At 65.6% G+C, this 13,471-nt stretch carries 10 protein-coding genes, 1 tRNA gene and 1 pseudogene; 6 read left to right on the top strand and 6 right to left on the bottom strand.

What is annotated here, in order from left to right:
- Positions 1-157 precede the first annotated feature (157 nt).
- Positions 158-1,141: a UDP-3-O-acyl-N-acetylglucosamine deacetylase gene (gene lpxC / locus K678_RS15735; protein ID WP_021133464.1), complete on the top strand. Its 984-nt coding sequence runs from the start codon at positions 158-160 to the stop codon at positions 1,139-1,141.
- 145 nt (positions 1,142-1,286) lie between these two features.
- Here the strand turns inward: lpxC and K678_RS15730 are convergent, their stop codons facing one another.
- Positions 1,287-3,140: a lytic transglycosylase domain-containing protein gene (locus K678_RS15730; protein ID WP_021133463.1), complete on the bottom strand. Its 1,854-nt coding sequence runs from the start codon at positions 3,138-3,140 to the stop codon at positions 1,287-1,289.
- A 268-nt stretch (positions 3,141-3,408) separates the two neighbouring features.
- Between K678_RS15730 and ahcY the strand changes: the two are divergent.
- Positions 3,409-4,808: pseudogene (gene ahcY, locus K678_RS15725) on the top strand (adenosylhomocysteinase).
- A gap of 259 nt (positions 4,809-5,067) precedes the next feature.
- Complete coding sequence (mutS, locus tag K678_RS15720) at positions 5,068-7,722, top strand: DNA mismatch repair protein MutS (RefSeq protein ID WP_039853523.1); 2,655 nt, start codon at positions 5,068-5,070, stop codon at positions 7,720-7,722.
- On the opposite strand, the gene K678_RS15715 is transcribed toward mutS, so the two are convergent.
- The 5 genes from K678_RS15715 to K678_RS15695 all read right to left on the bottom strand — a co-directional run bounded on the left by K678_RS15715 (position 7,698) and on the right by K678_RS15695 (position 11,010).
- Positions 7,698-9,662 (bottom strand): FUSC family protein, encoded by a 1,965-nt coding sequence (locus K678_RS15715; RefSeq protein WP_021133461.1) that lies wholly within the window; start codon positions 9,660-9,662, stop codon positions 7,698-7,700. The two genes, mutS and K678_RS15715, sit on opposite strands and share 25 nt — an antisense overlap.
- Positions 9,659-10,138: a MarR family winged helix-turn-helix transcriptional regulator gene (locus K678_RS15710; RefSeq protein WP_021133460.1), complete on the bottom strand. Its 480-nt coding sequence runs from the start codon at positions 10,136-10,138 to the stop codon at positions 9,659-9,661. Before K678_RS15710 ends, K678_RS15715 begins: the two co-directional genes overlap by 4 nt.
- Before the next feature lie 81 nt (positions 10,139-10,219).
- On the bottom strand, positions 10,220-10,501 hold the full coding sequence (locus K678_RS15705) for a helix-turn-helix domain-containing protein (RefSeq protein ID WP_021133459.1): 282 nt from the start codon (positions 10,499-10,501) through the stop codon (positions 10,220-10,222).
- Positions 10,498-10,824 carry a type II toxin-antitoxin system RelE/ParE family toxin gene (locus K678_RS15700; RefSeq protein ID WP_021133458.1) on the bottom strand — a complete coding sequence of 109 codons (327 nt, stop codon included), beginning with the start codon at positions 10,822-10,824 and terminating at the stop codon, positions 10,498-10,500. The genes K678_RS15705 and K678_RS15700 overlap by 4 nt, the downstream gene beginning before the upstream one ends.
- A gap of 109 nt (positions 10,825-10,933) precedes the next feature.
- A tRNA-Met gene (locus K678_RS15695) sits at positions 10,934-11,010 on the bottom strand.
- Positions 11,011-11,166: 156 nt separating this feature from the next.
- Here K678_RS15695 and purE point away from each other — a divergent pair.
- From purE to K678_RS15680, 3 genes are all read left to right on the top strand, one after another.
- A complete protein-coding gene (gene purE / locus K678_RS15690; protein WP_021133457.1) occupies positions 11,167-11,688 on the top strand; it encodes a 5-(carboxyamino)imidazole ribonucleotide mutase in 522 nt (173 codons plus the stop codon).
- On the top strand, positions 11,685-12,806 hold the full coding sequence (locus K678_RS15685; protein ID WP_021133456.1) for a 5-(carboxyamino)imidazole ribonucleotide synthase: 1,122 nt from the start codon (positions 11,685-11,687) through the stop codon (positions 12,804-12,806). Before purE ends, K678_RS15685 begins: the two co-directional genes overlap by 4 nt.
- Before the next feature lie 98 nt (positions 12,807-12,904).
- Positions 12,905-13,471, top strand: a 567-nt coding sequence (locus K678_RS15680) for a DedA family protein (protein WP_039853521.1), incomplete at its 3' end; no start/stop codon positions are given.

Raw genomic sequence — 13,471 nt, 5'->3', positions numbered from 1 at the left:
GGGCCCTTTTTCAAGGCTTTAGCGGTGAAACAATCGGCAACAATGATTGATTTGAGGGCTCGACCCCGGGCTGATAGACATAGGAGCGTAGAAAACAAGTTCAGCACCGCCTCTGGCACTTCACATGAGGCGGGCAAGACAAGATAGGGGATCGCCCGTGAATCGGATCGTCAACGAACAGAATCCCGGCCTCGAAACCCCGACCTTCGCCTCCTTTGCATTTGGCCGCCCCCAACGGACACTCAAGACCGCGATCGGATGCACCGGCGTCGGTCTTCATTCCGGGTCGCGCGTTACCATGACGCTGCGTCCGGCCGCTCCCGATACCGGCATTCGCTTCCGCCGCGTTGATATCGCTGGCGCGGGCGGCATCGTCCCGGCCAATTGGGCCACCGTCAACGACACCCGCCTCAACACCTGCCTGCGCAACAGCGACGGCATCGCCGTCGGCACCGTCGAACATCTGATGTCCGCTTTGTGCGGGATGCAGATCGACAATTGCCTGATCGACATCAACGGCCCCGAAGTGCCGGTGATGGACGGATCGGCCGCCCCCTTCCTGTTCCTGATCGAATGCGCCGGAACGATGGAGCAATCGGCTCCGCGTCGCGCCATCAAGGTCAACAAGCGCGTCACCGTCCGTGACGGCGACAAGGTCGCGTCGCTCACCCCCGCCTCGTCCTTCTCGGTCCGGGTTGAAATCGACTTCGCCAGCTCGGCCATCGCCCGCCAGGATTTCTATCTCGGCGTGACGGAAAGCAGCTTCAAGGCCGAAGTCGCCCGCGCCCGCACCTTCGGCTTCGAGCAGGAAGTGGCGATGCTGCGCGCCAACGGACTGGCTCGCGGCGGCTCGCTCGACAATGCGGTGGTGATCGACAGCACCGGGACCAAGGTGCTCAACGATGACGGGCTGCGCTACGGCAACGAATTCGTCCGCCACAAGGTGCTGGACGCGGTCGGCGATCTCTACCTCGCCGGCTATCCGATCCTGGGCCATTTCAACGGAATCCGCACCGGCCACGCGCTGAACAATCAGCTGCTGCGCCAGTTGTTCGCCGACAGCTCGGCCTACAGCCTGGTCGATCTGGGTGCCGTCCCGACCGAACTGCCGTCCCAGGATCTGCTCCGCGCCGCGAGCTAAACGGAGGGAAATCCCTCCCCTTCCGGGGGCGGGTCGAGCCAATCCCCCTCCCCCGTTACGGGGAGATGATGGCGCGGTGACGAAAGCGTACGATCCCGCTCTGAAGAGAGCAGGAACGCGAAGCGAAGAATACGGGAAGGGTCGGTTAGAACCCGGCGGTGCGGCTGGGACCGACGCGCAACGGAGACCGGTCCGGGGTGCCGTAAATCGGCCAGGAGCCCGAAGCCACCGCTTCCAGCGAGGCCATCGGCTGACCCAGCCGGGACTGATAGACCCAATAGCTGCTCATCACCCGCTGCACAAACACACGGGTTTCCCGCGCCGGAAGGCTTTCAACGAACATCAACGGGTCTTCGCCATGACGAATACCCTGAAGCCAGCGGCCCAACGTGCCGGGACCGGCATTATACGCCGCCGCCATCATCATCAGATTGCCGTTGACCGGATCGTCCGACAGCAGCCGGGTGACGTAACGCTGCCCCAGCCCGAGATTGACCGCCGGATCGGTCAGTTGGTCGCGCACGCGCAGACCGCCGACCGCCTGGGCCGTCGCGGGCATCAATTGCATCAGACCGGCGGCCCCCGAGGCGCTACGCGCATCGGGATTGAACGAGGATTCCTGGCGGACCAGGGCATAAACCAGAGCGCGGTCAACCTGCCAACCGCCTTGCGGCATCCAATCGGGCAGCGGATAGGCGGCGGCATCGTGGGTGCGGCCGTTTTCGCGCGGCAACACGCCGCCCAGCCGAACCGCCAGACCCGGCATCTTCGCCGCCTGGGCCAGGACCAGCATCGACTGACGCACCGCCTTACCGGCGGACGGATACAGCTTGCGCAATTCCTCTTCGGCGTCGTCGCGTTCGCCCAGCTGAATCAGGGCCAGAGCGCGCCGCGCCGCCGGAACCCGCATCAGCATGTCGGCATCACCCTCGGTAAAGGGCGGCAGTTCCCAGGCATAGCTGACCGGATAGCCCAGCCAGGAGCGGGCAAGCAGACCGTAGAAGGTGCGCGGATAGCTGGCGGCAACTTCCATCCAGTGATTGACCGCCTCGGGGCGGTTATTGACCAGATTGGCCCGCGCCGCCCAGAACGCGCCGCCCGCCGTCAACCAATCCTGATTGAGGGCCGAGGTCGCGGTGTCTTCGAAATGACGGCGGGCCTGATCGGGCTTCCCCGCCCGCCACAGCGCCAGACCGGCGATCCAATGGGCGGCGGGCAGAGCCTCGCCCGAGCGTTCCGCCGAAGCCGAAGCCAACTCGGCGGCGCGGTCGTCGCGGCCACCGGCAAAATGATCGGACGCCACCATCAACCGCAGCCGGTCCTGGTCCAGCGCCGACAGCGACTGCACCTCGGCCGAGGCCAGCATCGCTTCGGCCCGGCTGGACTCGTTGTCGCGCAACGCCTGACGCAACCGGGTCTTGATCGAACGGGCGCGGGGGCCGGACTCGTCGGTATCGAACGCCACCTCTTCCCACATCGCCCCATCGACGTCGGTATCGATGCCAGAGCCGCGCAAAGCGCCACGCTGGGGCGCGCGCAGACCATGGGCACCGCGTCCACCCTTGGCGGACAGGGCAAGACGGTAAACTTCTTCGGCCTGGGGCAAGGCGGCATTTTCGGCCAGCCAGGCGCGCAATTCGGCGAAATGGGGTTTGGTCGCGGGGGCGAGCAAGCGCCGCGCCTGGACATAGCCGCGCAGCAGATCGTCGTCGACCTTGCCGAGTTCGCGATCGGCACCGGCCCAATCGCCCCGATCCTGCAAGGTCAGGACCCGGCGATAGGTCTCGGCATCGGCCACCGACAGCGGCCGGGGCAAAGGAGAAACACGGGCTTCACGCGGGCCGCCGGGAAAAATCGCGGCGGTTTGCGGGCCTTCAACGGCGGCAACGCGAACGGGCCCGACAGAGGAAGAGTTCGAGCGGGCCGGTTCACCCGCCAGGGCCGTGGACGTCGCAGCCAGAATCACCAGCATCGCTGCCGGGAGGAGCCTGTCGCGCAAGGCTGTTCTCCTCATGTGGTTATCGACAATACCAATCGCGGTCACCGGTTTTATAAATGAGTCGTACCCCCCTGTGGAAGAAAAAAATGCCTACGGACCCTAGGGGAATCAAACAAGTCTTTTTTATTCAATGCATTAGTATCGAAGATTCCCGTCCAGACCCCGCCTCATTAACACATAAAGATATCTTTATATGATGTTGCGTTTTGCCGCCAGGCCGGCTACACTCCGGCCCCAGCTTAAACCTCCTGATATTCAGAGGAATCGCATGACCGCCTTCACCGACTATAAGGTCGCCGACATTGCGCTGGCCGCCTGGGGCCGCAAGGAACTGGACATCGCCGAGAGCGAGATGCCCGGCCTGATCGCCACCCGCGAGGAATACGGCCCGAGCCAGCCGTTGAAGGGGGCCCGCATCGCCGGTTCCCTGCACATGACGATCCAGACCGGCGTGCTGATCGAGACGCTGACGGCGCTGGGCGCCGACGTCCGCTGGGCGTCCTGTAACATCTTCTCGACCCAGGACCACGCCGCCGCCGCGATCGCCGCCGCCGGTATCCCGGTGTTCGCCGTCAAGGGCGAGAGCCTGGAAGAATATTGGGATTACACCCACCGCATCTTCGAATGGGCCGATGGCGGCTGCCCGAACATGATCCTCGACGATGGCGGCGACGCCACCCTGCTGATCCATCTCGGCATGCGCGCCGAGAAGGATGCCTCGGTGCTGTCACCCCCACCTGCGAGGAAGAGGAATATCTGTTCGCTTCGATCAAGAAGAAGCTGGCGGCCGATCCGACCTTCTATTCCCGCAACGGCGCCGCGATCCGTGGCGTGACCGAGGAAACCACCACCGGCGTCCACCGTCTCTATGAGATGGAGAAGAAGGGCACCCTGTTGTGGCCGGCGATCAACGTCAACGATTCGGTCACCAAGTCGAAGTTCGACAACAAGTACGGTTGCCGCGAATCGCTGGTTGACGGCATCCGCCGCGCCACCGACGTGATGCTGGCGGGCAAGGTCGCCGTCGTCGCCGGGTTCGGCGACGTGGGCAAGGGCTCGGCCGAGTCGCTGGCCAGCCAGGGCTGCCGCGTCATCGTCACCGAGATCGACCCGATCTGCGCGCTTCAGGCCTGCATGGAAGGCTATGAGGTCCAGACGATGGAACAGGCCGCGCCGCGCGGCGACATCTTCGTCACCACCACCGGCAATGTCGACGTCATCACCCTCGACCACATGCGGGCGATGAAGGACCGGGCGATCGTCTGCAACATCGGCCATTTCGACAGCGAAATTCAGGTCGCCGCGCTGAAGAACTTCGCCTGGAACAACATCAAGCCGCAGGTCGACGAGATTAAGTTCCCCGACGGCAAGCGCATCCTGCTGCTGGCCGAAGGCCGTCTGGTCAATCTGGGCTGCGCCACCGGCCATCCCAGCTTCGTGATGAGCGCGTCCTTCACCAACCAGGTGTTGGCTCAGATCGACATCTACGCCAATCCGGGCAAGTACGAGCGCAAGGTCTATGTGCTGCCGAAGCACCTCGACGAGAAGGTTGCCTCGCTGCATCTGGCCAAGCTGGGCGCGACCCTGACCCAGCTCAACAGCAAGCAGGCCGATTATATCGGCGTTGCGGTCGAAGGCCCGTTCAAGCCCGACACCTACCGCTACTAAAAAGCCCTCGCCGGGCGTGCCCTCCGGGCACTTGGCCGCGGCCTCAATGGCCGCAATCGCATCGTGCGTCAGGTTTGGCGCCCGATGCTCCAGGTTCCGGCCTCAGGCCGAACGGTTACGGACGGGACAGGGGGAAACCTCTGTCCCGTTTTCGTTTGAGACCCAGGCAACCGCCCGCGCGGTTTGCCGGGGGGCCGGGCCGTGCTAGGGTGCGCTCCTCCCGCCCCCAGCCGAATGAAGCCCGCCCGTGACCGCCGCAATGTCCGAGTCCCCCGCCCCCATTCCCGACGACGTTACCCCGATGATGGCCCAATATCTGGCGATCAAGCGGGCGCATCCCGATTGCCTGCTGTTCTATCGGATGGGCGATTTCTACGAATTGTTCTTCGACGATGCGGTCAAGGCCTCGGCGGCGCTCGACATCGCGCTGACCAAGCGCGGCAAGCATTTGGGCGAAGACATCCCGATGTGCGGCGTCCCCTTCCGCGCCTACGAAGCCTATCTGGCCCGGCTGGTGCGCCAGGGCTTCAAGGTCGCGATCGGCGAACAGATCGAAGACCCCGCCGAGGCGAAGAAGCGGGGCGCGAAGTCAGTAGTCGCCCGCGACGTCACCCGCGTCGTTACCGCCGGAACCCTGACCGAAGACACCCTGCTCGACGCCCGCTCGCATAATTATCTCGCCGCCGTGGCCGAGGCACAGGGCGGGCTGGGGCTGGCCTGGGTCGATGTCTCGACCGGCGATTTCGCCACCCAGGCGGTGGCGACAACCGGCCTGTCGGCGGCGCTGGCGCGGCTGGCCCCGGGCGAATTGCTGGTGCCCGAACGTCTGCTGACCGCACCCGCCTTGCTTGAATCCTGGGCTGAGTGGAAATCGATCCTGTCGCCGCTGCCGTCGGCCCGGTTCGATTCCGACAATGCCCGCCGCCGCATCGAAAGCCTGTTCGAGGTGGCCGCCCTGGACGGATTCGGCTCGTTTTCCCGTGCCGAACTGGCCGCCGCCGGGGCGCTGGTCGATTATGTCGAACTGACCCAGAAGGGGAAGCTGCCCCGGCTGTCATCGCCCCGGCGGCTGGCCGAGGGCGCGGTGATGGAGATCGACGCGGCGACGCGGCGCAACCTCGAACTGGCCCAGACGATGGGGGGAGAGCGGCGGGGATCGCTGCTCGACACCATCGACCGCACCGTCAGCGGGGCCGGAGCCCGGTTGCTGGCAGCCCGGCTGGCCGCGCCGCTGACCGATCCGGCGGCGATTGCCCGGCGACTGGACGAGGTCGCCTTCCTGGTCGAACAGGATTCGTTGCGCGCCTCGCTGCGCACGACCCTCAAAAGCTGCCCGGACATCGAACGCGCCTTGTCGCGGCTGTCACTGGGACGCGGCGGCCCGCGCGATCTGGCCGCGATCCGCGACGGGCTGGCGGCGGTGCCGACGCTGCGCTTGCTCGCCAGCGGGATCGGCCCGCTGCCGTCCGCGCTCGACACCACACTGCGCGATCTGGGCGAGCACAGCGCCCTGGTCGATCGCCTCGGCCGTGCCCTGCTGCCCGAGCCGCCCTTGCTGGCCCGCGACGGCGGCTTTATCGCCGATGGATACGACGCGACGCTGGACGAGACCAAGGCGCTGAAAAGCGAAAGCCACACCCTGTTGATGCAGCTTGAGCGGCGCTACAGCGAGGCGACTGGGATCGCCGCTCTCAAAATCCGCCACAACAACATCATCGGCCACCATATCGAGGTGCCGGGCAAGCAGGCAGACAAGCTGGACGAGTCCTTCATCCACCGCCAGACGATGGCCCAGGCCGCCCGCTACACCACCTCCGAGCTGATCGAACTGGCCGGGCGGATCACCGGAGCCTCGGAGCGGGCGCTGGCGCTCGAACTGGCGCTGTTCGACGATCTGGTCACCGAAGTCACCGCCCGCGCCGCCGACATCGCCGCCGCCGCCAGCGCCTTAGCCGCGCTGGATGTCGCCTCGGCCCTGGCCGAACTGGCGGCAACGCGGCGCTGGACCCGGCCCCAGGTCGAGACCGGCACCGCCTTCGAGATCAAGGGCGGCCGCCATCCGGTGGTCGAAGCCGCACTGGAAGCGACCCATGGCGGCGCGTTCGTCGCCAATGATTGCGACCTGTCCGAGGGTCAGCGTCTGTGGCTGATCACCGGCCCCAACATGGCGGGTAAGAGCACCTTTTTGCGCCAGAATGCGCTGATCGCCCTGCTAGCCCAGACCGGGTCGTTCGTTCCCGCCGAGTCCGCCCGGATCGGGGTGATCGACCGCCTGTTCTCGCGGGTTGGAGCCGCCGACGATCTGGCGCGGGGTCGTTCGACCTTCATGGTCGAAATGGTCGAGACCGCCGCGATCCTCAATCAATCCGGACCCGGCGCGCTGGTGATCCTGGACGAGATCGGGCGCGGCACCGCCACCTTTGACGGCCTGTCGATCGCCTGGGCGGTGGTCGAGCATCTGCACGAGGTCAATCGCTGCCGCGCCTTGTTCGCCACCCACTACCACGAACTGACCCGGCTGACCGCCACCCTGCCCTCGCTGGCCTGCCACATGATGCGGGTCAAGGAATGGCAGAACGAGGTGGTATTCCTCCACGAGGTGGGGGCCGGAGCCGCCGACCGCTCCTACGGCATTCATGTCGCCCGGCTGGCCGGTCTGCCCGCCGCTGCGGTCGCCCGTGCCGAAGAGGTGCTGACCGTGCTGGAAAGCTCGGATCAGGCGTCGGGAATTGCCCGGCTGGCCGACGATCTGCCGCTGTTCGCCGCTGTCGCGGCCAAGCCCAAGGCGAAATCGGCCGCCCCCGCCGCACCCATCGTCTCGGCGGTCGAAGAGCAGTTGCGCACGATCAATCCCGACGAACTGACGGCGCGGCAGGCGCTGGACCTGATCTACGAGATGAAGCGGCTGCTCTGACGGCGTCTTGCCTTGAAGAACCAGTGATTGTCGCGCAAGGCCGATGCCGCTTCGCGCAGGCGGTCGGATTCGGTCGAGGACGGCGCGGCGGTCGCGGCCCGCTCCAACGCCGCCGCCGCCGCCCGGGGATCGCGCGACAGGGTGGCGAGACGGCCAAGCGCAACATCGATCCGCCGCCGCCAGGTCCGGGCCAGATCGGCACCGCTGCGCTCTTGCTGCAAATGCAGGATCGTGCCGCCAACGGTCAGCGCGGCGATGCCGCCATCGACCGGGCGCAGATTGGTCAGCCGCAACGCATCGACCAGCTTCACCAGATGGAGGATGCGGTGATAGATGCGGGCGCTCCAACGCTCGCGGGTCGGATGCGACGCACCCCGCGCCAGCCCTTCCAGATCGTCAACGGTGATCGCGATCAGCGCCCGCAGACGACGCGATGAACTGATCGGAAAAACGAAGCGGAACGCGACAAAGGCGGCGGCAACCCCCAGCAACACCGCCCCGGCGGCACCGAACACCGCGTCGGGCGGGCCCAGCATCGGAAAAGCGGGCTGGCCCAGCAGCAGGAAGCACATGTTGTAATCGATCGAGGCCAAAGCGGTGCGGCGGTGCGCCATCGCAACGCCACCCAGCAGCATGAACGGCGCGACCAGCAGCAGAACGTCAAACGTCCCGCCCGCCAGCGGCAGCAATTGGGTATGAAACAGCACCGCCGCCGCCGCACCGGCGATCGAGCCCACCATCACATGGCGCAGCACCACCAGCGGGTTTTCGAACGAGGAAAACACCGTGGTCATGATGCAGGTACTGAGGACCATGAATTGTCCGTCGCGCCAGCCGCTGATCTGCCACGCCGCACCCACCGCCAGCACGGCGAGAAAGGCCCGCATCATCGCCGCCCTGGCCCCGATCCGGTCGCGGTGAAACAGGAAATCCAGCACCGGCGGCGCTTTCTTGGCGACCCGGATCGCCTCGTGCCCGGCCGACACCGCGCCCAGAGCGGCGATCAACCGCCCCAGCGCCTCGGTCAGCGCCCCGGGCGGAGCGCCCTCCTCCAGGGCCGCGCGCATCTCTCCCACCGGAATCGACAGCGGCGCCCCAGCGGTCAGCTTGGCGGCGGCGGCATCGAGATGAACCACCAGAATCGGCAACCCCGCGCCCCGGCGGCGCTCCGGCTCGCGGGCCAGCAGCGTCGTGACGCCGCGCACGCCGGCGACCAGCGATAACAAAGCGGCCAGCAGCCCCCGGACATGACGGACCCGGCGATGGCCTTCGACCGATCCGGCGGCGATCTGATCGAGCATATCCTCGACCGCCGCCATCTCCGATACCAGCAGGCGCTCGCGCGTCGTCAGCCCCGACCGCCCCGCCCCGGCCAGGGCGCGGGCGCACCAATCCAGCGTATCGGCACTCAGCAACCGCACCCGCCGGATCAGGTGGGATTCATCGGACACCGGGGTCAGAAAGCCGCTGACCAGACCCGAGACGACAATGCCGATGATGATCGTCTCGACCCGATCGGTCGCCAGCATCACGACATGGTCGGGATGCGGCACGTCCAGCAAGGCGATCATCGCGGCGGTATAGCCCGCCAGGAAAACGCCATACGCCCGATATTGCCGCAACACATTGCCGACATAGGCGCACAGGCTGATCCACACCGCCAGACCGACCACCAAAAGCCTTGGATCGGTGGCGAACTGATGGATCAGCCCCACCCCGACCAAGGAGCCGACAATCGAGCCGATCACCCGCTGGATACTGCGTTCCAGCAACATTCCCCGCGTCGGCTGGGCCACGATCACCGCTGTCATCGCCGCCCATTGCGGGCTGTCCAGCCCCAACAGCATCGCGACGGTCAAAGCCAGCCACCCGGCGATCATCGTGCGCAGGGCAAAGGTCAGACGGCTGGGATCGAACCCCGCTTTGACCAGAAAACTCATCCGTGTCTCTCTTCGGTTTGGTCGTCGCGCCGAACGCCATCCAGGCGTCTCTCGATCCGGTCGAATGAATCGAGCAGCGTCAGCATTGTGTCGTCGTCAAACCCGCTCAGCAGGTCGGCCTCGAACGGGATCAGCAGCCCGGTGACGGTCGCGATCATCTCGCGCCCCGCCTCGGTCAGATGCAGAGTCTTGGCCCGTTTGTCGGCCGGGTCCTCGCGTCGCTCGACCAGCCCGCGCCCGGCCAGCAAGTCGAGCAGACGGACCACCGCCGAGCAATCAAGCCCCAGCGACGCGGCCAGATCCTTCTGGCGGGTGCCGTCGCCCATGCGATGAAGATAAATCAGCGGCCGCCAGGTGGCATCGGTCAATCCGGCGGCGTGGAGACGCGCATCGATCGCGGCGCGCCAGCGGCGGGCCAAAATCACCAGACGATAACCGAAATCCAGACGGGCCGACGGGGGGGATCGTTCAGCCATCGCCTATATGTGCCATCTCATTAATTGACGTGTCAACTATATGCGAAAGACGAGCACGTTCAGCACCAGCGGCTGAAGCGGTTATCCTGCGGCCAAGCGAACCTGAACCTTGCTGCCCGTCGCCTGGGCAAAACGAAGCAACGTCTTGGTGCTGGGCAGGGATCGCCCGCTTTCCAGCCGAGCCACCACCGACTGCGTTGTCCCCATACGCTGCGCCACCTCAGCCTGGGACAGCCCTGCCCGCTCGCGAGCCTGGATCAATTCAGCGGAGATTTCGAATTCGGGGGCCAAGCGATCATATTCGCCACGGAAGGCCGGATCCTTCATCCACTCAGCCTTCACCGATTCAAACGGGATAGTCATCGCACGATCTCCTTAGCTCGCTCCAGGGCCAGCGCCAGGGCCGCCGCGGGGGTTTTCTGCGTCTTTTTGACAAAGGCATGAACGATGACGATTCGCCGCCCGCTGGCCAGGACATAAATGGCCCGCGCGATTCCATCGCGCCCTGTCATCCGCATTTCCCACAGCTTGTCGCGCAACGGCTTTACGTGTGGCTCGCGCATTTGCTGTGGACCGAATGTCCTCATCATGTCCAGGATGTGGGTCAGTTTGGCGCGGATATCAGGCGGAAGGCTGTCCAATTCCGCTTTGACGGCCGCATTGAGGATTTCCACGCTCCAGTCCATGAGGAAAACTCATATCGCAAATTTGCGATAATCGCAATCCCGATGGCCGCAGCCTGCGCCGTGGAAACGAAAAAGCCCGCCAAGTTCTTGACTTGACGGGCTTTTTTAATGGTAGCGGAGGAGGGACTCGAACCCCCGACACGCGGATTATGATTCCGCTGCTCTAACCAGCTGAGCTACTCCGCCTCAACGGGAAGGCGGACGATATAACTTTCCCCGGGGGACCCTGTCAAGCGTTGCTTCGCCACCCACCAATCACCGCTCTGGCAATACGGGCTTGCGCCGCGCCCTCCGATCCCTATAATCCCGGCCTTTCCTTCCCCTTTCGGCGAGGCAGCCGCAATGGACGACGCTTCGAGGCCCGTGGTCGGCATCATCATGGGCAGCCAGTCCGACTGGGAGACCATGCGGCACGCTGCCGCGACGCTGGACGAACTTGGCATCCCCTTCGAAACACGGGTGGTTTCGGCGCACCGGACTCCGGCCCGGCTGGTCGAATACGCCACCACCGCACGGTCGCGCGGGCTGAAGGTCGTGATCGCCGGAGCGGGCGGCGCCGCCCACCTTCCCGGCATGACCGCCTCGATGACCCCGCTGCCGGTGTTCGGCGTCCCGGTCGAAAGCCGCGCCCTCAAAGGCCTGGATTCCCTGTTGTCGATTGTCCAGATGCCGGGCGGCATTCCGGTCGGCACCGTCGCGATCGGCAAGGCCGGGGCGATCAATGCCGCGCTGCTGGCCGCATCGGTTCTGGCCCTGCTTGATCCCGCCGTCGCGACAGCGCTGGATTCCTGGCGCGCCCGTCAGACCGAGGCGGTTGCCGTCGCCCCGGTCGATCCTGAGTCTCCGCATCTGATCCGGCCGTGACCACCATCGATCCCCGCTTTCCGCTGCCGCCGGGCAGCACCGTCGGCATCATCGGCGGCGGTCAGTTGGGCCGGATGGCCGCGCTGGCGGCCGCCCGGTTGGGCTATCGCGTTCACGTCTTCACCCCCGAGCAAGACAGCCCCGCCGCCCAGGTCTCGGCCGCCGCGACCGTCGCCGATTACGGCGACGAAACGGCGATCGCCGCCTTTGCCCGCTCGGTCGATGTGGTGACCTTCGAGTTCGAGAACATCCCCGCCGACAGCGTCCGGCTGATGGCCTCGCTGGTGCCGGTACGGCCAGGCTGGAACGTGCTGGAGACCGCCCAGGACCGGATCGACGAAAAGCAGTTTTTCAACGATCTCGGCATCGCCACCGCGCCATGGCGGGCCGTCACCTCGGCAGCGGAGCTTGCCACCGCACTGACCGAAATCGGCCGCCCGGCGGTGCTGAAGACCGCCCGGATGGGCTATGACGGCAAGGGACAGGTGCGGATCGACGAAACCACCGATCCGGCCGAAGCCTGGGCCGCGCTGGGAACCGGGCTGGATGGCGGCGGTCGGGGCATCCTCGAAGGTTTTATCGACTTCCTGGGCGAGATTTCGGTGATCATCGCCCGTGGCACCGACGGGGCCTGGGCCGCGTTCGACCCGGCCTGGAACGTCCACCGCCATCATATCCTCGACACCTCGACCATCCCCGCCCCGATTTCGGCGGCCACCGCCGCCCAGGCGATCGACATCGCACGGCGCGCCGCCGAAGCGTTGAACGTGGTCGGGCTGCTGGCCGTCGAGATGTTCGTCACCCCCACCGGCCTGCTGGTCAACGAGATGGCGCCCCGCCCGCACAATTCCGGGCATTGGACGATGGATGCCTGCCTGACCGACCAGTTCGAGCAATTCATCCGCGCCGTTTGCGGCCTGCCGCTCGGTTCGGCGGCCCGGCATTCGAACGCGGTGATGACCAACCTGATCGGGGCCGACGCCGATTGCTGGCGAGAAATACTGGCGGACCCCGACGCCCGCCTCCATCTCTATGGTAAGGCCGAGGCCCGCCCCGGCCGCAAGATGGGCCATGTCAACCGGCTCTACCCGCTCGGTTCGACCGCCCCGAAGCAGTGACGATTTCGTAACGTCCGAAATTGGGCGTTGACGCCCCGGCTCTGTTGCCGGATTTTTGCAAACGCGTGTTCGGTCTGGCCCTTTACCCGGGAGCCGCTTTGGAAGATCTTATCATCCATATCCTCAAGGAATACGGCTTCCTTCTTTACCTGTTCATCGCCGCGTGGACTTTTGTGGAAGGTGAGACCGTCGTCCTTGTGACCGGAATTCTTGCGTCCGAGGGCCGGTTTCCTATCAATGTCGAGATTCTTGCCGCCGCCGCGTGGGGGGGCAGCTTCCTCGGCGATCAGCTCTATTTCTACATCGGGCGACGCTTTGGCGCCCCGTTGTTGAAACGATGGCCCCGCCTGACCGGGCGGATCGATTGGGCCTTCCAGGCGCTCAAGCGATCGCCCGCGCTGTTCATCCTCACCTTCCGCTGGATTTACGGCGTCCGCAACATTGCGCCCTTCATCGTCGGCATCGCCGGGGTGTCCCGGGTCAAATATCTGGTGCTGAACCTGATTGCCGCCGGTCTGTGGGCGCATTGTTTCGCCTGGGGCGGCTATTTCATGGGCCGCAAGCTGGAAGAATGGCTGGGCGACAGCAAATGGTACGTGCTGATCGGCTTCGTCCTGTGCCTGTTCGGCTTTGCCATCTACAGCGCCTATACCAGCCACCGCAAA

Origin of the sequence: Magnetospirillum fulvum MGU-K5 (assembly GCF_000442515.1) — a bacterium.
In the GTDB taxonomy this organism is placed as follows: domain Bacteria; phylum Pseudomonadota; class Alphaproteobacteria; order Rhodospirillales; family Magnetospirillaceae; genus Phaeospirillum; species Phaeospirillum fulvum_B.
The sequence above is the reverse complement of the archived record's forward strand: the minus strand, read 5'-3'. Positions and strand labels throughout refer to the sequence as shown.